The 22,817-nt window shown below is 60.0% G+C and carries 23 protein-coding genes; 11 read left to right on the top strand and 12 right to left on the bottom strand.

Features of this window, described 5'->3' with window-relative positions; genetic code table 11:
- The first annotated feature begins 65 nt into the window (after positions 1-65).
- Genes H6M51_RS09920 through H6M51_RS09910 form a run of 3 tightly spaced genes read left to right on the top strand, consistent with a single transcriptional unit; the run spans position 66 to position 1,806 of the window.
- Positions 66-851: an adenosylcobinamide-GDP ribazoletransferase gene (locus H6M51_RS09920; protein WP_185809704.1), complete on the top strand. Its 786-nt coding sequence runs from the start codon at positions 66-68 to the stop codon at positions 849-851.
- A gap of 35 nt (positions 852-886) precedes the next feature.
- Positions 887-1,108: a DUF1289 domain-containing protein gene (locus H6M51_RS09915; RefSeq protein WP_185809703.1), complete on the top strand. Its 222-nt coding sequence runs from the start codon at positions 887-889 to the stop codon at positions 1,106-1,108.
- Positions 1,105-1,806 carry a TIGR02281 family clan AA aspartic protease gene (locus H6M51_RS09910; RefSeq protein WP_185809934.1) on the top strand — a complete coding sequence of 234 codons (702 nt, stop codon included), beginning with the start codon at positions 1,105-1,107 and terminating at the stop codon, positions 1,804-1,806. Before H6M51_RS09915 ends, H6M51_RS09910 begins: the two co-directional genes overlap by 4 nt.
- A gap of 10 nt (positions 1,807-1,816) precedes the next feature.
- Here the strand turns inward: H6M51_RS09910 and H6M51_RS09905 are convergent, their stop codons facing one another.
- The 8 genes from H6M51_RS09905 to H6M51_RS09870 all read right to left on the bottom strand — a co-directional run bounded on the left by H6M51_RS09905 (position 1,817) and on the right by H6M51_RS09870 (position 9,917).
- Positions 1,817-2,578: an ABC transporter permease gene (locus H6M51_RS09905; RefSeq protein WP_185809702.1), complete on the bottom strand. Its 762-nt coding sequence runs from the start codon at positions 2,576-2,578 to the stop codon at positions 1,817-1,819.
- Positions 2,575-3,501, bottom strand: a complete 927-nt coding sequence (locus H6M51_RS09900) for an ABC transporter ATP-binding protein (RefSeq protein ID WP_185809701.1) — start codon at positions 3,499-3,501, stop codon at positions 2,575-2,577. The genes H6M51_RS09905 and H6M51_RS09900 overlap by 4 nt, the downstream gene beginning before the upstream one ends.
- A 78-nt stretch (positions 3,502-3,579) precedes the next feature.
- Positions 3,580-4,902: a diguanylate cyclase gene (locus H6M51_RS09895; protein WP_185809700.1), complete on the bottom strand. Its 1,323-nt coding sequence runs from the start codon at positions 4,900-4,902 to the stop codon at positions 3,580-3,582.
- An 86-nt stretch (positions 4,903-4,988) separates the two neighbouring features.
- Entirely contained in the window at positions 4,989-5,813 is an 825-nt protein-coding gene (locus H6M51_RS09890) for a response regulator (protein ID WP_185809699.1), read from the bottom strand.
- Positions 5,814-5,964: 151 nt separating this feature from the next.
- A complete protein-coding gene (locus H6M51_RS09885; RefSeq protein WP_185809698.1) occupies positions 5,965-6,237 on the bottom strand; it encodes a hypothetical protein in 273 nt (90 codons plus the stop codon).
- 109 nt (positions 6,238-6,346) lie between these two features.
- Positions 6,347-8,926 carry a DUF3772 domain-containing protein gene (locus H6M51_RS09880; protein WP_185809697.1) on the bottom strand — a complete coding sequence of 860 codons (2,580 nt, stop codon included), beginning with the start codon at positions 8,924-8,926 and terminating at the stop codon, positions 6,347-6,349.
- A gap of 120 nt (positions 8,927-9,046) precedes the next feature.
- Entirely contained in the window at positions 9,047-9,568 is a 522-nt protein-coding gene (hutX, locus tag H6M51_RS09875; RefSeq protein ID WP_185809696.1) for a heme utilization cystosolic carrier protein HutX, read from the bottom strand.
- A 4-nt stretch (positions 9,569-9,572) separates the two neighbouring features.
- Entirely contained in the window at positions 9,573-9,917 is a 345-nt protein-coding gene (locus H6M51_RS09870; protein ID WP_185809695.1) for an antibiotic biosynthesis monooxygenase, read from the bottom strand.
- Between the two features lie 248 nt (positions 9,918-10,165).
- Here H6M51_RS09870 and H6M51_RS09865 point away from each other — a divergent pair, with 248 nt between their 5' ends.
- The 7 genes from H6M51_RS09865 to H6M51_RS09835 all read left to right on the top strand — a co-directional run bounded on the left by H6M51_RS09865 (position 10,166) and on the right by H6M51_RS09835 (position 17,007).
- The gene (locus H6M51_RS09865) at positions 10,166-11,044 is read left to right on the top strand and encodes a hemin ABC transporter substrate-binding protein (protein ID WP_185809694.1); all 879 of its coding nucleotides are present in this window, start codon (positions 10,166-10,168) and stop codon (positions 11,042-11,044) included.
- Positions 11,045-11,064: 20 nt separating this feature from the next.
- Positions 11,065-12,135, top strand: coding sequence for an iron ABC transporter permease (locus H6M51_RS09860; RefSeq protein WP_210314799.1), 1,071 nt, complete (start codon positions 11,065-11,067; stop codon positions 12,133-12,135).
- A complete protein-coding gene (locus H6M51_RS09855) occupies positions 12,135-12,926 on the top strand; it encodes a heme ABC transporter ATP-binding protein (RefSeq protein WP_185809692.1) in 792 nt (263 codons plus the stop codon). The genes H6M51_RS09860 and H6M51_RS09855 overlap by 1 nt, the downstream gene beginning before the upstream one ends.
- 716 nt (positions 12,927-13,642) lie before the next feature.
- Positions 13,643-15,091, top strand: coding sequence for an APC family permease (locus tag H6M51_RS09850; protein ID WP_185809691.1), 1,449 nt, complete (start codon positions 13,643-13,645; stop codon positions 15,089-15,091).
- Positions 15,088-15,465: a hypothetical protein gene (locus H6M51_RS09845; protein ID WP_185809690.1), complete on the top strand. Its 378-nt coding sequence runs from the start codon at positions 15,088-15,090 to the stop codon at positions 15,463-15,465. The genes H6M51_RS09850 and H6M51_RS09845 overlap by 4 nt, the downstream gene beginning before the upstream one ends.
- 7 nt (positions 15,466-15,472) lie before the next feature.
- The gene (locus tag H6M51_RS09840) at positions 15,473-16,393 is read left to right on the top strand and encodes a carbon-nitrogen hydrolase family protein (protein ID WP_185809689.1); all 921 of its coding nucleotides are present in this window, start codon (positions 15,473-15,475) and stop codon (positions 16,391-16,393) included.
- Positions 16,394-16,407: 14 nt separating this feature from the next.
- Positions 16,408-17,007 carry a TetR/AcrR family transcriptional regulator gene (locus H6M51_RS09835; protein ID WP_185809688.1) on the top strand — a complete coding sequence of 200 codons (600 nt, stop codon included), beginning with the start codon at positions 16,408-16,410 and terminating at the stop codon, positions 17,005-17,007.
- 370 nt (positions 17,008-17,377) lie between these two features.
- On the opposite strand, the gene H6M51_RS09830 is transcribed toward H6M51_RS09835, so the two are convergent.
- The 4 genes from H6M51_RS09830 to H6M51_RS09815 all read right to left on the bottom strand — a co-directional run bounded on the left by H6M51_RS09830 (position 17,378) and on the right by H6M51_RS09815 (position 21,691).
- Complete coding sequence (locus tag H6M51_RS09830; RefSeq protein ID WP_281418943.1) at positions 17,378-18,391, bottom strand: acyltransferase; 1,014 nt, start codon at positions 18,389-18,391, stop codon at positions 17,378-17,380.
- The gene (locus H6M51_RS09825) at positions 18,388-19,674 is read right to left on the bottom strand and encodes an O-antigen ligase (protein WP_185809687.1); all 1,287 of its coding nucleotides are present in this window, start codon (positions 19,672-19,674) and stop codon (positions 18,388-18,390) included. Before H6M51_RS09825 ends, H6M51_RS09830 begins: the two co-directional genes overlap by 4 nt.
- 6 nt (positions 19,675-19,680) lie before the next feature.
- Positions 19,681-20,949, bottom strand: a complete 1,269-nt coding sequence (locus H6M51_RS09820) for a polysaccharide biosynthesis/export family protein (RefSeq protein ID WP_185809686.1) — start codon at positions 20,947-20,949, stop codon at positions 19,681-19,683.
- 64 nt (positions 20,950-21,013) lie between these two features.
- Positions 21,014-21,691, bottom strand: coding sequence for a sugar transferase (locus tag H6M51_RS09815; RefSeq protein ID WP_185809685.1), 678 nt, complete (start codon positions 21,689-21,691; stop codon positions 21,014-21,016).
- Between the two features lie 739 nt (positions 21,692-22,430).
- Between H6M51_RS09815 and H6M51_RS09810 the strand changes: the two genes are divergently transcribed.
- A complete protein-coding gene (locus H6M51_RS09810; protein WP_185809684.1) occupies positions 22,431-22,721 on the top strand; it encodes an exopolysaccharide production repressor protein in 291 nt (96 codons plus the stop codon).
- Positions 22,722-22,817 lie beyond the last annotated feature (96 nt).

The following is a 22,817-nucleotide window of genomic DNA, read 5'->3' as shown; positions in this document are numbered from 1 at the left end:
CCGGACCCGTGCCGCTCAACTTAAAAAAGCGACGCGGGCGGTCGAGAACGAAACGGAAAGGACCCATGCAGGTCTTAGACAACCTCATCACGGAAACGGCGCGTGCCATTTCCTTCCTGAGCCGCCTGCCGGTGCCCAACCGCTTCTTTGCCAGCTATGACGGCAGCCTGAGACGCACGGTGGCCGCCTTTCCTCTCGCCGGCCTAGTCATCGCCCTGCCGGCCGCGCTGATCCTTGGGCTGCTGTCGGTGGCAGGGGTGGAACCGGTCCTGGTCGCGCTGGTCACCATTTCCCTGCAGATCGTGCTGACCGGCGCCTTGCACGAAGATGGTCTTTCGGATACGGCCGACGGCCTGGGCGGCGGTCGTAGCCGTGAGAAGGCGCTCGCCATCATGAAGGACAGCCGCATCGGCACCTATGGCGCCCTTGCGCTCATTCTCGGCGTTGCGCTGCGTGTCGCCTCTCTTGCCATCGTTGTCGAGGCCCTGCCCGGCTGGGCCGCGGCCCTCGCCCTCCTCGCGACTGCCACCTTTAGCCGTGCACTTCTGGTCTGGCATTGGTCGTCCCTTCCCCCGGCGCGGACCGATGGCGTCGCGGCGGCTGCCGGAACTCCAGATCCTGACGCAGTGCGTACGGCGCTTGTTCTCGGCACCGTTCTCGCGGCTGTCTTGGGCCTGCTGGCTCTTCCCTTTCACGGCTGGTTCGCCGCGGGCCTCATCGCGGCCGCCACCGTCTCAGCCTTCACCCGGCATGTCGAAAAGCGGCTCGGCGGCCACACGGGCGACACGATCGGCGCCAGTCAACAACTCTGCGAGATCGCGTTCCTGCTGACCCTTGCCATCGCAATCTAGGAAGCCGATATAGAAGCGAAACCAAAGGGCTCGCGATGGAATCCCCCTGCATTCTCGTCTGTTCGATCGATGACAAGACCGGCTACTGTTTCGGTTGCGGACGAACGCGCGAGGAGATCGGTCTCTGGACCAGCTATTCGAGCCTTGAGCGTCGCACGATCATGGCTGAACTTCCTGCCCGCCTTGAAAACGTCGAGCGCAAGCCGCGTCGCGAAACGCGTCGGGCCCGCATGGTCCGCGAGCGAGAGGGCGGCTGATGCGCTTCGTCATCGGCCTTGCCATTCTGGGCCTCGGGCTTGTCGTCCTGATCGTCAATCACGACAGCGGCCAAAGCTTTGGCATCGACAACGAAGATTTCGGCCGGCTGGTCGTAACACTGCCGATCCTGCTGATGATATCCGCTGGTATTGTTCTCGGCCGCCGGCAGCTCGGACAGAGCATGCGCCAGATGGCGATCTGGGTTCTGATCGCCCTCGCCCTCGTCACGGCCTATCTCTATCGCAACGATTTCCGCAGCGTCGGCGAACGGGTGCTCGCCGGACTGATGCCGGGACGTGCCGTCACCGTCTCGACTGCGGACGGTCGCGCCGAAGTCGTGCTGCACAAGGTTCTCGGTGGCCATTTCGAAACCGAAGTCGGCATCGGTCCGGTTACCGTACCCGTCCTGATCGATACCGGCGCAAGCTCGGTCGCCCTTCGCTACGAAGACGCCATGCGCATCGGCATCAACCCGGGCGACCTCAGCTTTACCCGCACCGTGCTGACGGCCAATGGACGGGGCTCGGCGGCGCCGCTGCGCATTCCGGAAATCCGGCTTGGGCCAATCGTCCGACAAAACGTCGATGCCGTCGTCCTGGAAGAAGGGCGCCTGGATCAAAGCCTCCTCGGCATGAGTTTCCTGTCGACCCTGAGTTCCATGCAGATGCAGACAGACGAACTGCGGCTGCGGGACTGAGCGATTGGGCTCAGGGTCTCAGCTTGTAACCGGTCCTGAAGATCCAGGCGAGAAAGCCGAGGCAGCCGCCGAGGAAGATCCCGATCATGGCGAGGCTGATCGCCGGATGCACGTCTGAAATCTCGAAAAAACTCCACCGGAAACCGGAGACCAGATAAAGCACCGGGTTCAGATGGCTCACCGCCTGCCAGAAGGGCGGCAGCATGTCGATCGAGTAGAAGGTCCCGCCGAGGAAGGTCAGCGGCGGCACGACCAGGGACGGCACGAGGCTCAGCTGTTCGAAATTCTTCGCCAGAATGCCGATGATGAAGCCCGCCAGGCTGAAGGTGATCGAGGTCAGCACCATGAAGAACAGCATCAGCACCGGATGGGCGATGTGCAATTCGACGAAGAACATTGCCGTCGCGAGAATGATAAGCCCGATCATCATGCCCTTGGTGGCGGCAGCTCCGACGTAGCCGATCAGGATCTCGGTCATGGCAATCGGAGCGGACAGGATCTCGTAGATCGTCCCGGTAAACTTCGGGAAATAGATGCCTGCCGAACCATTGGAGACACACTGCGTGATCAGCGCCAGCATGATCAGACCTGGTGTAATGAAGCCACCATAGGACACCCCGCCGATCTCTTCCATGCGGGAGCCGACGGCAGCCCCGAAAACGATAAAATAGAGCGCCGTCGAAAGGACCGGAGAGATGACACTTTGCAGCAACGTGCGGCGGGTGCGTGCCATCTCATAGACATAGATGGACTTGATCGCCTCAATGTTCATGCGGCCTCTCCGATCAGCGAAACAAAGATGTCTTCGAGCGAGGTCTGGCGCGTGGAGACATCGCCAAACGTCAAACCCGCCGCGTCGATTGCCAGCAGCAGCCGGGCAATCTCGCCGTCTTCGCTTCCCAGTTCATAATCGTAGACGAGTTCACGACCGCCCTCTGCGAGCGTCATTTCATAGCCGGCAAGGCTTTCGGGGATCGCCTGGATTGGCGCCGTGAGCGTGATCGTCAGCTGCTTGCGTCCGAGCTTGCGCATAAGCTCCGCCTTCTCCTCGACCAGAAGCAGCTTTCCGCGATTGATGACGCCGACGCGATCGGCGATTTCCTGCGCTTCTTCGATGTAATGCGTCGTCAGGATAATCGTCACGCCCGTCTTTCTCAGACGCTCGACCAGTTGCCACATGTCCTTGCGAAGCGCGACATCTACGCCGGCCGTGGGCTCGTCGAGAAAGAGAATGCGCGGCTCGTGCGACAGGGCCTTGGCGATCAGTACGCGGCGCTTCATGCCGCCGGACAGTTCGCGCAAGGCATTGTTGCGCTTCTCGTAAAGGCTGAGATCCTTCAGGACCTGCTCGATATAGGCAGGATCAGGACTCTTGCCATGCAGGCCTCGGGAAAAACTCACGGTGTTGAAGACCGTCTCGAACATGTCGGTCGTCAGTTCCTGCGGAACGAGGCCGATCTCGGCGCGGGTCTTGCGAAAATCCTTGACCACGTCATGGCCCGATACGGTCACCTGCCCGCCGCTGGGATTGGTCATGCCGCAGACAATGGAGATCAGTGTCGTCTTGCCGGCCCCGTTGGGACCAAGCAAGGCAAGGATCTCGCCTTCCTCGATGTCGAAGCTGACATCGTCGAGCGCCCTGAAACCGTTCGAATAGGTTTTGGAAAGAGATTTGATTGAAATGATTGGCGGCATAGGCCACTCCGAGGCTGCGGGAGGTCGCACACATATAGGCACCCGCCTCGGGCGGGACCAGTGTAGCATCGTTCCAATTCAGGAGAGCATGGTTTCGGAATAGACCCGGTTCCGACCGTAGCTTTTGGCCAGATAGAGCAACTGATCGGCAGCGGCGAGATAGTTACTGAAGCTTTCGTGGCCAGCGATTTCCGCAAGCCCGATCGACATGGTGACACTCAGGTCCTGATCGTCGAGTGCGACACGCAGGCTCTCGACATCCTGCCTCAGGGTTTCGCAGAGCGCGCTCCCCGCCTCCACATCGAGACCCAACATCAGCACGCTGAACTCTTCGCCGCCAAGCCGAGCGAGAAGATGGCCGCTGCCGTCGAGCCGCCGCGCCAGCCTTGCGCCCACGGCCTGCAAGACCCTGTCGCCAATCTCGTGTCCGTAGGTATCGTTGAGCTTCTTGAAATGGTCGATGTCAAGCATCGCGATGCAGCAGGCCTCGCCCCGCTCCAGCCGACCCGCCACCTGTGCCGGCCCGTCGTCAAAGAAGAAGCGGCGATTGGGCAGACCGGTGAGATAGTCGCTGAACGCAGCCACCCGCAACTGCCTGAGCTGCGCAAGCGTCTCGATATTGTGCTGGATACGGCATTGAAGTTCTTCAACCACATAGGGCCGATAAACGAAGTCATTCGCACCGGCCTTGAGAAAACTCGCCGAAAGAAGGCGGTCTGACGACGAAGAAATTCCGATGATCCGCAACCGGTCGCTGTTGTGATCCCGACGGATGCGGCATGTCAGCTCGTATCCATCCATGTCTGGCATGTTGTAGTCGGTGATGACCAGCTCGACATGCGGCTGCCTGGCCAGGATGTCCATGGCACTATGGCCAGTCGATGCCTCGTAGACCTGAAACTTCTGCACGCGCAACAGGTCGGCCAGCATCGTACGGGCCGACGGAACGTCATCGACGACCAGGACACCGACATCACGATTGCCGAGCAGCCGCAGGACCGAAGACACGACCATGTCGATGGCACCCTCGTTGTTCTTCACGTGATAGTCGGCGACCCCCTTCCGAAGGAGCCTTTCACGCAGATCACGATTGAAATCGGCCGTGAATACGATGGCTGGGATATCATGGGCGATCACGGCGTCGAGGACTTCGCCATCCAGTGCACCCGGCAGATTGAGATCGACGATGGCAACGTCGAATGTGCCGCCACCGCGCATCACCTCGCGGAATACCTCGGCCGAGGCGCATTCGGTCACTCGGCAAAGGCCCTCCCCTTCGAGTCGGTGGCGCATGACCGACGACACTGCGCGGGAATCTTCGATAATCAGAACGCGGCCCTGTCTGGCGCGTCCCAGGCCTGAAGCGGCGTGCTTCTGGCCCCTCTCCTCTGAAAAATACATAAAAATATCCACCGCTCATGCGAAGTCGCCGGATAGCGACCTCCTTCCAACGGCAGAAGATTAGCGACGTTAGTTATAAGTCGCACCTATTTTTTGCGGGCTTGCGCAGCTTTAATCTGGACCAGGGTATCCAGGTTCTGATTGACGCGGCAGTAGAATTCTTCATCGATGAACGGACGCAGCATGAAGTCATTGCCGCCCACCTTCAGGAAGCGGGCTGAAAGCAACCGGTTGGTCGATGAGGAGACGCCGATGATTCTCAGTTCGTGCGAGCCACGCACGGAGCGAATGCGGCGCGTGAGTTCGAAGCCGTCGATGTCAGGCATATTGTAATCGGTGACGACAAGACCGATATCCGAATTCGCCTTCAGGATCTCGATGGCCTTGGCCCCGCTTTCGGCCAGGCTGACGCGGAAATTGTAGCGACGCAGCCGGCTCGAAAGCAGCGCGCGCGCCGTCGGACTGTCATCGACGATCAGAACATGGTGGCGATGGTTGGTAAGGAAGCGATAGACCGATTCCGCCAGCATCTCCACGGCGAAAACGTTGTCCTTGAGGATGTAGTCGACGATGTCCTTGGAGAGCAGCTTTTCGCGCATCTCGTCCTGGAATGTGCCCGTGAAGACGACCGTGGGGATGTTACAGTCGATCAGGTATTCCAGTGCTTCGCCGTTCTCGGCCCCCGGCAGGTTGATGTTCGAGATTGCGAGTTTGACCGGCTCCTGCGACAGCTCGTTGGCCATCTGCAGATCCTCGAAGGTCCTGCAGATTTCAACATCGACACCCATAAGCTCGTTCAGGCGCTGACTGATCATCTGGGTGAAGACGTTTGAATCTTCGCCGAGGATAATCCGGACCTCCGGAAAGGTTTCTCCCGAATACTGCATTCCAGAAACGCCGAGAACAGCCATGGCTCGCCTTTATGTGTGTCTTGTTCGTAAGCAAGACATATATCGTCCGGCCTTTGCGGAAGCGTTAACCGAGGGGCTGCATGGGCACTGGCGCTGCCTTATAGTTAAATTATTCGAAATATCAGAATAAAAGGATGAACGGCACCTGCCGCTACCGGACCGTAGCGACGCCATCCTTGATTTCGACGGTCTCACCACCGCTCAGCCCGATCCGATCGCCGTTGGGCAGCGTGAGAAAGCACCCCGATACGCAGATCGTATCCGAGCCACCGGCATCGAGGGACACTTCCATGCGGGTTCCGTCCTCGACCACCACCAGTGTGACGGCGGAAGAGCCGGTATTGGTAACCGAAGCCGCAAGTCCGGGACCTGCAGCCAATACACTGCCCGCCACGACGACCAACTGCGCGTAAAACTGCTTCATGCCGACAGCGGAGCCCAGGCCCCGTCCTCTCAACCGCGCTCGGCACACTCCCGATCGCTTCTGCCCCCTCTATGCCGCATTTCGCCTGAATGGCGGCTGAATGCGGCGTTCATGGCAGGAGTTTGTCATCATCCGGCTCCGCTGACAATTCCTCACCTGCCTGTGGGCGGGCCGGCGCTTCACGGACCTTGCGTCGCAACAGCGCCTGGCGATCATGCTCCTGGATATGCAGCATGACGTCCTGATGAGGATAGGGCATGACGATACCCCTGGCGCGGAAGCGGCGCAGGATCTCCATCCGCACCTGGTTTCGCACGTTCAGCCCTTCACCGATATCCGCCAGGTGGAAACGGAGTTCGAAATCCAGCGACGATGCGCCAAAGCGCAGGAACTCCACGTGCGGCTCCGGGTTGCGCAACACGTCCGACCGTTCGTTGACCACCTCCAAGAGCAGATCGATGACCTCCTGGGGGTCGGTATCATAGGCAACGCTGACGGGCACTTCCGATCGCTGCATGCGATTGCGATGCGTCCAGTTCCCGAGCGGCGAGTTGATCAGCTCCGAATTGGGCACGATGATCGACTGCCTGCGGAAGGTCTCGATCTCCGTGGCACGCACTGAGATACGCTTGACGATACCTTCGTTCGCGCCCGTGATCACATGGTCGCCGACCTTGAACGGCCGCTCGACCAGAAGGATCAGGCCGGAGACGAAGTTGGAGACGATGTTCTGCAGACCGAAACCGATACCGAGCGAGAGAGCGCCGGCAACCAGCGCAAGGCTGGACAGGTTGATACCGGCGGCCGAGATGCCGATGATGGCGGCAATACCTGTGCCAAGGTAACCGATACCGGTCTTCACCGAATTGCGCACCCCGCCATCGACATGGCTGCGTTCCATGACGTTTCCGTCCAGCCATTTCTGGAACCAGCGGGTGACGACGAGGCCACCGGCAAACAGCAGCAAGCCGCCGAGAATACCAAAGATCGAAATCCGGATCGTGCCGATGTTGATCTCGGTGAACAGGTTGAAGAGCCACAGCTGCAAGTCGCGCAGTTGGAAGCCCCAGGACATCAGAATAAGCGGAACACCCGTCGCGAGTGCAAAGACATAGATGAAGAGACCGGCCGCAATCCCGCTCTGGTCGAGCCCTACGGCCGACAGCCGGAACCGCCTGGCGACGAACTGTCCGACCCGCGTTTCGCCGAACTGGTTCGGCGCCGAGATCGCCTTGCCCGTGAGAATGCCGATATACATGGTCGCAAGGACGGCACCCGTGAGCACGATCTGCGTTGCAAGGAAGCGCGCCAGACCGACATAGCCGATGGCGGCGGCCAGAATGAGCACGGCACCCACCACCCGCAATGTGATCGTCACGGCTCGAGGCAGTGGCCGGCCGGGTGCGCCTGGCTCACCGGTCTGGGACAGTACGGGCCTGAGGAAGGACACGAAGAAGAGCAGCAGCCCGACGATAACCGACGAAGTAAAGCTCTTCATGACGGTGAGAACCACAGGCGAGCTGTAGGTCTCGCTGATCACGGAAAGCACGTAATCAAGCCCGTTGACGAGCGCCATCAGGAAGATGGCGATGCTCATATCCCGCGCACCCTTGTTCGAAAGCTTCACCAGACGCCAGTTGGGCGCAGCAGGTGCGAGCACGGCACGGGAGATTGCAGTGACGAAGAACACAAGTCCGATCAGACCAAACACCGACGCAACGATCGGCGATATGTCGGCCCGCAGCACATTGAACGTGTCGAGCAGGAAGTAGGTCGAGGCGAGAAAGAAGCTCAGCGCCAGGGATGGCAGGATGGTCGAGAAAAAGGCGACCGAGAAACGGCTGAGATAGGAGGGGTCCTCAATCGAGGGATCGCGGCGATTGATCCGCCCGAACAGCCGGTATTCGACGAACAGGATCAGCGAGGCGAGTGCCATCGACAGGATCACGGCGATCGCCAGCGGCAATGCCTTGAACTTGAAGACGAACGTCAGCCAGCTCATGATGCTCCGCTGAACCCGGTCAGCGTCTGCGGAGAAAGACTGCACAGCCTCTTCCAGAACGCTACCGTCGATTTCCGTGTGTTCGAAAAGCTGGCTGGTGAAGAGCGCACGACGCGTGTTGGAAATCCGGTCCGACAGAGCCTTTGCCTCGATTGACAGATCTTCTGCCTGGCCGGTCAGGGCATTCACTTCGGCGCGCTCGGCGTTGAGCCTTGCCCGCTCGTCCGCCACGCTCGGGCTCTCGGCCGGTTGACCATCTGCCGGGGGCTCGCCGAGTTCCTTCAGCCGAACCTGGATGCTGTCGATTCGCGGGCGCAATTCCACGCTGATGGCGAGGACTTCGCGGACCAGCGCGTCGACCTTGACCTTGAGATCGGCCAAGACGCCGTCCTGCTGCAGGTTGCTCTCGACTTGCTCGCTGAGAGCTGCAAGCCGGGAGCCGGCATCCTCGATTTTCTTTTCGGCATCCACCAAGCCGCCTTCGCGGACGGGTTCGACGGCGGGATCGCGCTCAACGGGTGCAGGCTGCGCAGAAGGAGCTGCAGGCGCTGCGGACGTGGCAGGCGCGGCGGGCGCAGGCGTCTGAGCATTCTGCGCCAGGACTGGTTGCGACTGAAGGAAGAAGATGGAACCCGCTGCAGACAGGCTCAATGCAACGGCAAGCGAAATCGAACGGAATCGGATCAAGACAATGTCCAGTGCGCAAATGGGATCGCAGCGACAATAGAACCGATTAAAGGCAAAAGAAAGAACGGCTTAATCCAAGCTGCCGCCAGCCCCGGTGACCGGCGGCATCGCTTTTGCTTGTCACACGATCGAGGCGCGAAGCGCTTCGAAACGGGCCACCTGGCCCTCCAGAAGATTGCGCTCCTTGTCGCGACGGACAAACACCTTGAACATGGCCTTGCCGTCCGCATTCATGAACCACACGGAGCAGGAGCGGCGGCCGTGGAAGCCACGATCGACAAAGGCGATCGAGACACAGCGTTCCTTGCGAATGTGACCGCCGATCGGGCTGTCGCCATGGATGTTGAACCAGCCGTGACCTTCGCTGCCGTCCGGCAGGCTGCCCTCGACCTCGAGCACGATGTCGTCGGTGTGCACGATCATCAGGATCTCGCCCCAGGACGTCAGGTCCTTCCAGATCGGCTCCCATTTCTCGGAGGGCACCACCACGGCTGCGCCTTCCGGAAGGATGGCGAGCACATCAGCCGGCGTAACCTCGGCCTTTGCCGCGATCTGCTCGATGACCCCATCGGGCTTTTCAGCCAGGGCTGCGAGCGCCCGCTCGCGCCGGTCACTGCTGGTTTGCGTCAGCGTGTCCATCATGACCTCACGCGGCTTCGGGGGCGGAACGCTTACCCGAACGGTCCTCGTGGATGATGACGTCGAAGCCTTCGAAATGCGGGCCGGAGAGATACTGCACCTTGCTCTCGCCAGCGCGGGCATGGGCGGCACGGAACTGCTCCGACTTCGTCCAGGCGACGAAATGCGCGTAGGTCTCCCAGACGGTGTGCGACGCATAAAGCGTGTGATCTTCTGCCTTCGGTCCCTTCAGCATGTGAAATTCGACGTAACCCGGCATCTCCGCGAGGCGACCCTCACGAGCTTTCCACTGGTTCTCGAAAGCTTCTTCAAAGCCGGGGATGACGCGAAAACGGTTCATGGCGATGTACATGGGTCTGCTTCCCTCTTTGCAGGACAAGATAGGTTCGTCGCGGCCGGGCATGCGATGGGCTCGGGAAGTCTACCCCGAAATCCGGCGCTTTGGAACGACCGCGCTCTGTTGCCTTCCTATTTAAACTTGTGTAGCACAGTCAAGTTAAATGTCGGGCCCACCCGGCACTTGACATTCTCATCATTGGCGATCGGCACGGGGCGAGAAAGCCTCATTCCGCGCGCCCGAGCATAGGTTTGAGCACATCCATGTTGTCCTATAGTCCATCGCGCCGCACAGCCCTCTGCGCCCTAGCCCTTGCCGTCTCGTTCCAGCTCTTGCCCCCGCATTCGGCATGGGCACAGGATGCCAAGCGGATCGTCGCGATCGGAGGAACCGTAACTGAGATCATCTACGCGCTGGGCGAAGGAGACCGGGTGGTCGCCGTAGACACGACGAGCCTTTATCCGCCGGAAGCATCTTCCAAACCGAATATCGGCTACGTTCGCCAGGTATCGGCGGAAGGTGTTCTCTCGCAAAAGCCAGACCTCATCATTGCCGAGGCCAGCGCCGGCCCGGTGGATGCCGTCAACATATTGAAGGCGAGCGGGCTCAACTACGTCAGCATCCCGTCTCCGCCGGAGACAGCAGCAATCCCCGACAAGATCCGCGCTGTCGGCCAGGCAATCGGAAGCGCCGACAAGGCAGATGAACTGGCAAAGTCGGTCGAGGCAAGCCTCAAGGCTGTCGAAGACAAGGTGAAGTCAGCGACCGGACCGAAGAAGAAGGTTCTCTTCGCTTTGTCGCTGGCCAATGGCCGCGTCATGGCCGCCGGCAGCCAGAGCTCCGCCGATGCGATGATCCGACTGGCCGGTGGCGAAAACGCGGTATCGAGCGTCACCGGCTACAAGCCCTTGACCGATGAAGCCGTGATCGCTGCAGCACCGGACGTCGTGCTCGTCATGAGCGGCGGCGCCCAGCATCTGACGGCCGATCAGGCCTTCGAACTTCCGGCCCTTGCTGCGACCCCCGCAGGCCGCAACAAGGCCTTCCTGACGATGGACGGACTCTATCTGCTCGGGCTCGGACCGCGTGCGGCCGACGCCGCCCGCGACCTCAATGGCATGCTCTATCCGGAAGGACAGTAACCGTGAACACGCTCGCCCTGATGTCGACCCTCGGCAGGCGTGATGGAGACCGATCCGCGATCGGTCTCCTCGTTCTGGTGTTGCTGGCCGTCCTCCTGGCGGTTGCGGTCTTCGTTTCGATCGTGGTCGGCCCGACGGGCGTCGGTCTGCCGCATCTCATCGCCTATCTGACGGGCGATCAGGCGAGCATGGACCAGCAGAACCTGATCATCCTGGAGGCCGTCCGCCTGCCGCGCACCGGCATGGGCCTGCTGATCGGTGCCGCGCTCGGCGTGTCAGGTGCCATGATGCAGGGCCTGTTCCGCAATCCGCTCGCCGATCCGGGCATTGTCGGCGTGACCTCGGGCGCAGCGCTTGCAGCCGTCATCGCCATCGTGCTGGGCCCGACGCTGCTTTTTCCGCTTCAATCGCTGTTCGGCGAACAGTTCCTGCCCCTGATGGCCTTCCTCGGTGGCCTTGCAAACACCTTCCTTCTCTATGTGATCGCAACTCGCAACGGCCAGACCTCGACGACGGCGCTGATCCTCTCCGGGATCGCCATTGCCGCGATGACGGGGGCTGCCACCGGTCTCCTGATCTTCATCGCCGACGACAGGGCCCTGCGCGACATCACCTTCTGGTCCCTCGGTTCGCTGAGCGGCGCCACCACGGCAAAGATCATGGCAATCCTGCCCTTCGTGCTCTTCGTGCTCGCCATCATCCCCTTTGTCGCACGCGGCCTTGACGCCTTGATTCTGGGTGACGCCGCAGCCTTCCACATGGGCGTGCCGGTCCAGCGGCTGAAGCGCTTGACGATCCTCGCCGTGGCCGCCGCCTGCGGTGCAACCGTGGCCGCAGCCGGCTCGATCGGTTTCATCGGCATCGTCGTGCCACATCTGTTGCGGCTGGCAATCGGTCCGTCGCACCGCTTCCTCTTGCCGGCATCCGCCCTCGGCGGAGCCGCATTGCTTCTGCTGGCTGATACGGTCGCCCGGACGATCGCCGCCCCGGCAGAACTCCCGATCGGCATCATCACGGCAATCCTCGGTGCCCCTGTCTTCCTGATGCTGCTGCTCGGCAGGCAGGGACGCCAGGCCATGGAGGGCTTGTGATGATCCGCGCACAAGACATTACCATCCGCCGCGGCGGGCGCACCCTTCTCGACAAGGTTAGTCTGCATCTTGAAGCCGGCAAGGTCACCGTGATCATCGGCCCGAATGGCGCTGGCAAGTCCACTCTTCTGAAGACACTCTCCGGCGAGATGCGCGCCGATTCTGGCGACGTGCTGTATCGCGACCAGCGGATAGCGACACTCAGCCCCCTCGATCTCGCCCGCGAACGGGCGGTGCTGCCACAATCCACCGCCCTCTCCTTCCCGTTCACGGCTCTCGAAGTGGTGCGCATGGGCGCGGTCGCCCATGGCAGCCGGGACCCCAACTTTGCGGCACGCCAGGCCCTGGCCCGCGTCGGTCTCGGAGGCTTTGAAGGGCGCAGCTACAACGCGCTGTCGGGCGGCGAGCAACAGCGTGTCCAGCTGGCGCGTGTGCTGGCGCAGATGCCGGATCCGGTGCTGGAGGGTCGCCCGCGCGCGATCTTCCTCGACGAACCGACCGCAAGCCTCGATATCGGCCACCAGATCTCGGTTCTGGAACTCGCCCGCGACTTCGCCCGACGCGGCGGCGCCGTCCTCGCCATCCTGCACGATCTCAACCTTGCTGCCGAATTTGCCGATCATCTGGCCGTTCTGCACCACGGCAAACTGATCCGAGAGGGGCATCCCAAGGAGACAATCGACGACGAGACGATCGCCCATGTCTACGGCATTGCCGGCAGCGTCGGACGCCTGCCGAGCGCAACTATTCCGTATGTCTTGCCCCAGGCCCGGTTCAGCGCAACACGCTGAGCCGGCTACCTCTTTTATCCACAGTTATCCACAGGGTAAACCCTCTGATTTCTTGGGAATTTCCGATACAAAACAAGAACATGCGCGACAGTTCGAGAGAACCAAAATAGAACAAACGCGAATGGACAACCGCGATCCGCGCGCGTTGCGACCAATGAGAATCCGCAGCCGACTAACGGTACTCGCCGCGAACATATAGACTTACGTTAACGGCAGCCCAGGGTTGAATCGAAACTGGATGATCCATCCTCCCCGGCAAGAAGATCCCTCACGCAAGCGGCGACAAAACTCGAACAAGCATCTGACAAGGATCGAGGATCTTTCGCGCGATGCGGCGCTGGAACCTACGGCCCGCTGATTGGCAGAAACGGTCCACAATCCTGGCAATACCACTGAGCCAGCGCTTGTTGCTCGGATCCCCACAAACTGGACCGTGCCTAACCGGGGTTTTTGGCTTCGTCACAGTCGCGGCGGTCGAAGCACTGGTCCCAGAGCACAAAGAGATGTGCTCAACGTCCGAATGGAAGGCTCCTTCGGGCACCAACACGAGCAGCTGTTCATGCCGGCCCTTCCCTTAACACAGAACACGTCCTGTTTCTGTTTCGCTCCCTCTCGAGACCTCTTTTGCCAGGGGGCGACACGCCCCAACGACCGCAATTGACAAGCCGCCGATACTCTCACATAGTCGCCCTATCAAATGATAGGGAGGCTTTGAAATGGGAGACAATGCTGTCACGCCAGCGTCGCGGAACGATTCCGGACAGTTGGAGGGACTTGGTTACAAACAGGAACTGAAACGGGATATTGGCCTGTTTTCAGTATTCTCTATTGGCGTAGCGACTGTTGCGCCGGTCGTCGGGCTCTACGCAATCTTCTCGCTTGGCATCCAGCTGACGGGCCCTGCTTGGATCCTCATGCTGGTTCTGTCCCTGGCGGGTCAGCTGACAGTTGCGGTTGTCTATTCGGAGCTGGCTTCGCAGTTTCCCGTCGCTGGCGGTCCATATCACTGGACCGGGCGCCTTGCGGGCAAAGGTTACGGATTGGTGACCGGGATCATCTATGCGCTTGCAGTCACTGCCGCACTGGCCACGGTTGCCTATCTCGCCGCCCCGTGGGTGAGTTTGCTCATCGCAGGGGTCGAACCTGTGGGCATAAATCGAGCGGCCATCGCCATGGCACTTCTTCTGATAGCCCTGTTCATCAATGCGCGAGGCATCCGGATCGCGGCTCTCCTGGTCAATCTGGGAATTGTGGCTGAAGTCATCGGATCGCTGGTCATAGGACTTGTCCTGCTCTTCTTCTTCCAGAGCCAGCCTGTGGGCGTCCTCTTCGACAGCTTCGGGACGGACCCGACACTTGCGACCTACCTGACGGCCCTCGCCGTCTGCGGCTGGGCCTTTGTCGGCTTCGATGCCAGCGCCTCGGTCGCCGAAGAAACCGCTGGCGCGGGAAGCAACATTCCCAAAGCGATCATCAGCGCGACAGCTTTCGTTGGCGCACTTGTGGTGCTTGTGGCAGCCGCAATTACGCTGGCCAGTACCAACATGCAGGCACTCGTCAGCGGCCAGATCGCTGACCCCGTCACAGCGGCCGTCACCGAACACCTCGGCGCCTGGGCGGAGCGGCCGTTTTACGCCGTCGTCGTGACCACCTTCTTTGCCTGTATCATCTCGATGCAGGCCTATACCGGACGCATCGTCTTCGGCCTCGCAAGGGATGGTGCCCTGCCCGGTTCCATCCGTCTTTCAAAAGTAAGCGAGCGAAACAAGGTCCCCCTCGCAGCCATGATGCTTGTGACAGCGGTGGCCGGTCTGGCACTCCTCCTCGGGTTAAACGACAAGGCGATCGGTACCATGATCTCGTTCGGCACCTTGGGCCTCTATGCCACATTCTTCTTGGTCGTCTGTGCTGCGCTCTATGCCCGGCTCGCAGGCCGCTGGAAACCCGCTGGCGCATTCAGCACCGGTGCTTTCGGGACAGCCTTGAACCTTGTCGCCTTCCTCTGGCTCGCCTTCGAAACCGCCAATATCGCCTGGCCCCGCGCTGCGCTTGCGCCACCAGGCGCCTCTAGCCTCCTGGTCGCAGCGCCTGTGCTGATTTTTGCTGCTGTTGTGGTTTTCGCCGTCGTCTACGCCGCCTCTCGCCATCGCAAGGAAGCATCATGAACTTCATCTCACAGGCCGGCCTGGTTTTGTTGGCTCTCGGCGGGATTTCCGGAATGGTGCTGTCGCTAGCGCTTGAAAAGCCCAAGGGCTGGCTCGCGATCAAGCAGGTCTCCCGTCTTCGCCAAGGTCATGTCGATGCGTTGATCATCGGCACGATCCTGCTGGCTCTGGGCTATGGCATGGCACAAATCCACCCCGTCACCGGCTGGTTGCTGATTGTCAGCGGGTTCTACACCGCTATCGCGACTGGCGCATTGGCCTGGTGGCCGGACTGGCCGACACGGACCCGCCTGATCTGGTGGTTGGACTTCGCCTCGCTTTCCGCTTTCGCGCTTGGCTTAACGGCCGCAGCCATCACATCTTTCCTTCATTGAGGTTATCATGACGAAAATCCACATCGTCCAGGACACCCCACCGCTTCTTGATCTCAAGGCCGCGATCTCCATGGCGCAAGAAAAAATCCGCGTTGCGGCTGCTGATGGCGCAGATCTCGTGATTTTTCCCGAAACCTGGCTGGGCGGATATCCCTCTTGGGTTTTCGGCATGGCAGGCTGGGATCATGCCGAGGCGCGCCATTGGTTTGGCCGGCTTGTGGAAGCCAGTCTGGCTTTGCACAGTCCGGAGGCAAAAGCCCTGTGCGACGCAGCCCGTGAAAACGCAATCACGGTCGTTATGGGAATCAATGAACGGGCTCGATCATCGGCTGCGATCATCTTTAACAGTCTGATCACCATTGGGCCGGACGGCTCGGTCTTGAACGTGCACCGCAAGCTCCTGCCCACGCATACGGAGCGCATTGTCTGGACGCCAGGCGATGCAGCCGGACTGGTCGCGGTTGAGACCCCCGCAGGCCGACTTGGTGGTCTCGTCTGCTGGGAGCATTGGCATCCGCTCGCGAGACATGCGCTCCACGCTGCCGATGAGCAAATCCATATCGCCGCCTGGCCCGACATGCCTGAGGTCCATCAGCTTGCTTGCCGAAACTATGCGTTTGAGGGGCGCTGCTTTGTCGCCAGTGCAGCGACATACCTTCCGCTCGCACGTGTGCCTGACGCCCTCCGCGACGCCTTCATCATCGGGCTTGGTGGAGAGGATGGCCTGAAAGGCGGGTCCGGTATCGTCGGCCCGGATGGCCAGTATCGTGTTGGTCCGGTCTTTGGTGGCGAGACCGTGGTAGGCACGATTGATCTTGCCGAGACGATCCGCTTTAAGCACGATCTCGATATCGTCGGTCACTATGACCGCCGAGACGTCTTCACCCTGACCGTAAACAGGCACAGGGAGATCGCAGACCGGGCGTAATGAGGAGAAGATGAGTGGAAGAAGTCGACACAAGACAGGAAATCTTGATCCAGGCATCTAGACTGTTCAAACGGCTGGGATATCGCGCGACGACAACGCGTGAGATTGCGAAGGCTGTGAACATAAAGCAGCCCTCGCTCTTCCACCACTTCCCCAACAAGAAGGCCATTGTTGAGGAGATCTTCGCGCTCAGTCTCAATGAGGCGGCCGTCCGCATTGAGGAGGCATGTCGAGCAGCTGGATCGGTATCCGAACGGCTGCACAACTATCTCGTTTGGGATCTTTCGAGCCTGCACCGGATGCCGATGGCCATGTCAGGCATATACACCGGTGATGCACTCAAAAGTCCCGAACTGGCGGATCTGGCTGCCAAGCTCGAAGCCTTCTACCGGTCACTGGAGGACCTGATTGTACAGGGGATACGCAATGGCGAGTTCGTCAAGATCGATCCAAGGCTCGGTCGACTGATGGTATCGAGCATTACGATCGCGCACCTCGAATACGCGGAAGAGGCCGTCATCGACGATCCAGACAGGCTGGCCCAAGAAGGAGCCGACTTCGTGCTACGCGCCTTTCAGGCCCGTCCACCGCAGTTGGCGGCACCCTTGACCTAAGGGCAGCCGGAACACCTTTCGCGCTTTGGCGCAAGATCCGACGCATTAGTGCGTCGATCGCTTTGATCCCGGCCACAATACGAGATCAAGCGCACCACCGATTGCCGCCACCAGCATCACGCCTCAGCCCTCCCGCTCATCGGTAGCCGAGATCAGCGACTTGATATTCGCGGGACCTGGGCACACTGCTGAGTGAATTCCCTAATTTCCTGAGCGACGACCGCCAGCCCCGTGCTTGCTTCGCCATCCGTGCGGGCCGGGCGCCAGACTCCAACGCGCGAAAGCTCGTCTGGAACGCATTCCCCTCGATCACTTCCTTGTTTGGGCGGGGCTTGCGCCAGCTTTCCTCGATCCTCTCCAAGGAGAACTTTCAGCTTAACGGCGCTTTCGCGGAGCGTTGCCTTTTCCAAGCATGCGACAAGAGACCCCTTTCAAGCAGATAATGGCACGCAACTCCGAACAGAATGCCAGCTGAGGCCGCGGCGATGAAGGAGATTGCCGTGTGAACTCCGACCGAGGCACCGACTTTAGCGACCACGGCAATAGCGAAACTGTGCCAGAGGTAGATGGAATACGACGCATCCCCGAGAAACGCGAACACCGGAATTCTGCGAGGTCTCCACTCTCTTTCGATTGCGAGGATCCCGACGACGAGCCCTGCGGCAAGAGGGCCGCACAGGAGAGTGTCGAACGGCATACGGGCAGCTTGAAGATAGATAAACCCGCCCAGCGTTGCAGCCACCAACGCAACTCCCAGAGCGGCAGAAGGAAATCTGCCCTTGATCCAGAATTCGCCGATGACCATCCCTGCCAGGAATTCCAGGATAATGGGGCGCGTGAACGTCACCAGTGCCACGTTTTCAGTGTCGCTTACCGCGCCATAGAGAACGAGAAGGATCAGAAGTGCCGATATGAGGGGCAGTCGCCAGCGGCGGGTCAGATAGAGCGAGCTCCCAAAGATCAGGTAGAAGAACATCTCATAGTTCAATGTCCAGCCCTGAACGAGGACCGGCCAGATTTCTCCATTGCTCGGCGAACGGGCCGGGATGAAAAGAAGCGAGGCAACGACATGTTCGAGCGTGAGTACGAGGTTCGGAAAAAGGCCGCCCAGCCCACCAATTATCATGACGGCGGTAGCGAGCCAGTAGAGCGGCACGATCCGACGGATGCGTGCGCGCATGAATTGCAGTGGCGTCGGCTCTCGGCGGAAGGTGATGACCCACATGATAAAACCGCTGATGACGAAAAAGACGTCGACGCCCGCCGCACCGATGGCGAAGTGGTAACCTGTCCTTTCCGCCGCATGAAACAGAACCACAGCGATCGCCGCCGCGCCGCGCAGGTACTGAATGCCATAGAGGGTTTCCTCAGATGGGGACATCATCGACGTACCCAACTATCGCTGGCCACAGATTGACCGGCCCGCCCCCGATAGCCTGCCGGTTGAAGTTGCGGCACCCGTCTTCTGTCCGCAAGAACGCCGGCGGCGTAGTACAGCAGGAACGAACCGGCATGATAAGGCGCCAGGATATCGACCTCGACAAAACCGCGTATGGTCAGCAGCACGGCAAGTCCAAACAGAACGGCAGCCTCTGGATCCACGGCGTTTTTCACCCAGCGGCCAAAATGCCCGGTAACTGTCACAACGAGCACGATGCAGAGGAGCACGAGCCCGATGAGGCCCGTCTCGACCGCAGTCTCGATGAACGTGTTGTGAAAGTGGAACCCTGAGCGGGACCCGATGTAGAATTCATCCCAGAGGCGTTCGGCTTCCGAAAGCCCCTGGACCCAGTAGGCCTGATAACCGACACCGAAAAAGAGGTTGGCGCGAGCTGCCTCGACACCCTGCTGCCAAAGATAGGTGCGCCCCGTCAGGGTGGAATCCTTGCCGAAAGCGCCAAGCACGATATCGGCGCCACCGGCATTCAGAAACACAAAGCTTCCGGCAATTGCCAGGATGCCGCCGACGACCAGCAATTTGCGCCGGCTCGATGGCCTGAGTGCCTGGAAGAGACGAAGACCGATCGCCATGGCCACGACTGCAAACGTCGTGAGAATGGACGTCGCCGACTGCGAGGCCATCAGCGAATAGGCAGCAAGCAGCGACACGCCAGCGCTGATCAAAAGCCACTGCCTTCGCTCGCTCAGGATGAAAATGGCGCAAAAGGAGAAATAGACGGCAAGAGAGGCGTAAAACCCGAGTTGGTTTTTCGAGGCGAAAGCCCCGACAAAACTGTACCCCCCGTCAAGCGGATCAAGATGGTAGACGCCGAACAGCAGCGAATACATGAGGACCAGCCCCGCTCCGATCACCGCACCACGCGAAAGGGTGCGTATGTTGATGGTTCGCATGGCGATCAGGGCGCAAACGACGTGGGTTAGATATTGCAATGCCGTACGCGCCGTCGCCGAGGGAGCGGCCGACCAGAACACCGAGAGGCAGGCGAATGCGGCGAAGGCAAAGATCCAGGAATAGCGGACATAATCCCCAAGCACACGACGGTAGTCGACCAGGACCAGTGGCAGCCAAAGGGCATAGTAGAAGAGGATCGAGACCTGGCCGAACCGCACCGAATAGGCGAAGACGAACAGCGACAGCGCAATCGCAGCTGTGCCGTAGATCTCGTTTTGCCCCCGGTCGATCAGTCTGGCCTTGGCGATCTTCATCTGCGCTCACCGCATCGCCAGACCGGCAGCGACCTTGACCACGTCGCCAGGCAGGATTTTCGTATTCTCGTCGGCTGGTATCTCACTCGTCTTGCCGCCCGCCTCCCGGACGATCGAGTAGCTGACGCTTGCTGAAGTCTGCTTGGCAAGTACGGCGTCTGCTGTCGATTGCATCATGGCCTCAGCCATCAGATCGCGGCTCGTGGCGAGCTTGAGCGCGATCGTATCCAGTTCCCGCTCGGTATTCTGCAATTCCTGCGCGAGCTGCGCATCCCGATCATTTCTAAGATCGGTTTCGTCCTGAGTAGCCTTGCTGATATCCTGCCGCGCCTTCAGGGAGGCTGTGTCAATGTCGAGAAGCGCCGCTTGCAGGTCAGCCACTTGTTGTTCGATGGCCAGCCGCCGCGAGCTGACCGTCAGGCCCTGCTCCGTCAGATTGTAGACCTTTTCACGGTCGCTCTCGACCAGCTTGAGCTGGCGCGACTGTGTTTCGCTCTTTTTGGCCAGGGATTCGATTTCCCGGCTCAACAGCGTCTTGAGGTCGGCTAAAGCGGTGAGCTGCAGGTTCAGCCGCTTGTCCCGGGTCTGCATCAACGCGGTCTCGCTCGCCAAGAGTTCAGCACCATCCGGCATGTTCTTGAGCTCTTCCGGCATGGAGATCGTCGTACTTCCGGCTATCTCGGCCTGCAGGCGTGCTCGACGCGCCAGAAGGCGATACCGTTCCGCTACCAGCACGGATGTGTCACCCTCGGCGCGAATGAAATCTCGGGCAAAACGTTGGCCGGTATCACCACGTCTGAGGCCCCCACCGAGACTGACAGCCTTGAGAACGGTCATGTTCGGCGCATAGGGATATTCGCCGGGGGTCTGCACCTCTCCGGCCAGATAGATTGGACGATACTGCGCCAGCTCCACCGAGGCCGACGGTCTGTCCCTCAGTCCGAAGAGCTGTTGCATCTTCGCACCGACCTCGTCTGCGACCTCGGCGGTCGTTTTCCCTGAGACTGCCAATTCGCCGAGGAATGGCAGAGAGACCGTCCCAGATGCACCCACGGTGTAGTCACCGCTGACAGTCGACCAGTCCCTCACCTGCCCTTCCGCCGTGCGCCACTCGGCGACCCGGATCCGAAGCTTGTCCATCACGTCCAACCGGTAGGCGTCGGCATGTGCCGAAACCAACGGAATGGCAATCATGATCAGACAAAGAACCAGCCTGGTGACAGGCGTGCGAGAGTAAGAGCGCCGCTGTGAGCTGGCGCTGCCGATGAAAGACATGGTTTATCCTCGTTTGGCTGTTTTCGGACCAGTCATGTCCGCCCGCGAGCTGTCAGGCAGGCGTTCAGTAGCTACCGCGCGTTGAACAAACGGCCGGTATGGTCAGACCGATGATCTTGAGATCCGTCATCAGCGACCAGTTCTGTACGTAGTGCGAATCCAGCGCGACGCGGGACTCATACGTGACGTCGCTTCTCCCGCTGACTTGCCAGAGCCCTGTCAGGCCAGGACGGCTGCGCAGATAGTACTGGGCTGCGACGTCGTAGAATTCGAGCTCATCCTCCACAACCGGACGTGGACCGACCACACTCATTTCGCCACGGATGATGTTGATGAGCTGGGGGAGCTCATCGAGGCTGAGCTTTCGCAGCACCCCGCCCACTGCCGTGACCCGCGGGTCGTTCTGCAGTTTACGAGAGGCGTGCCATTCCGCATAGGCGGACGGGTTCTTCTCCAGATATTCCCTCAAGACTCGGTCACCATCTTCCCGCATCGTGCGGAACTTCAGACAGCGGAATGTTCGGCCGCCATGGCCTATGCGGCTGTGCCCGTAGAAGATCCGACCTCCATCGGAAAATTTCACAAGAGCCATCAGCATCAGGAACAGTGGGCTGAGCGCAATCAGGGCCGATACAGCGAGTAGGATATCGAATCCGCGCTTGGGGATTCCTCCGACCGGCGACATCGGGACGGTATGCGTAGGGAGAAACGGCGAACTGGCCGATCGGGTCGCGGACTTCATAGAGGTAACTCCATTTACGTTTTGCGATTGGTCGGGTCCCTCGGGACGCAAAGTGCTATCCAAGGTCCACTGTGTGGTGACAATTTGTCCGCGCAAATCAAAGTTGCCTACCAGCGCCAGAGCCCGGCCGAGCGGTCACGGCAGCCATCGGGCGACGCAAGTGCAGGTTTATTTCAACCCGCAGGCTTTGCAGGCTTGTTAAGTGTCAACTGCGACATTTTAGCCGTGTTTCACGTATCGCGCGTCGTTCTACTGCACCGCGGCATCGCGGTTTTTTAGATTTATACAATGCAGGTCTTCCCCCCGACATCGTACTGCATTGCAACCAGTGAGATGTTCTCGACTCAAAATCGATTTTGCGCCGCACAATTATGCTGCGCTGCACTTTTTGCAACGCGGCGGAAAACGCAACTTGTAACAAAAAGTGATCGTCTACAGTACACCAGAGGGTAAAGCGCGCAGACGGCGCGGACAAAACCAAACCCAAAATGTGGCCGTTGCACGTCACCGCCTTTGATTCGCAGCCTCTGGGGCAACGGAAACCCACCGGATAACAACCCAGAGTTCCCATAGTTTTCGGCGCTAACGGATCTTAAAGGCTCAGCTGATAACTGAAAAACCACTGCTTTCGCACAGGCTCGGGCGTTGCACTCTGCCATAATGATAACATATCTATGTAAATGCCTTTGAGGAGAAGGCGAACCGCCATGAGAACGCATCGCAGAATGGAGGGCGCGTAATGTATGCGCCTCGAATCCTTATAAGTATGACGGGTGCACTGATCGCTTTTGCGATCGGAACATACATGCTGACGGGTTCTATCGGTACTACGATTTGGCAGACAGCAGTCTCTGCCGTTCTGCTGCAACTCGGATACTTCATCGGCGTGCTCGTGCTTGTTTATCGATCAGCGCGCGACAAGGCAAAAGAGGCATCTGGCGGAGATGGCGTCAAATCAGAGAACACGGACGCTAAGTCAGCTGCCGTGAGGGTGGCACCATTAAACGCGCCTGAACGTCCCCACCCGTAGACGCATCGGGTTGCCGCTGCACAAGGCGCTCAGTCCGCCCCGTTTGTGTCACGATCACACTTCATTCTTTCCTCATTGGCTGATCCCTGCGGGGCA

The sequence above is a fragment of the Rhizobium sp. AQ_MP genome, assembly GCF_014237835.1.
Lineage (GTDB): Bacteria > Pseudomonadota > Alphaproteobacteria > Rhizobiales > Rhizobiaceae > Allorhizobium.
This window is presented reverse-complemented; position numbering and strand designations above follow the sequence as displayed.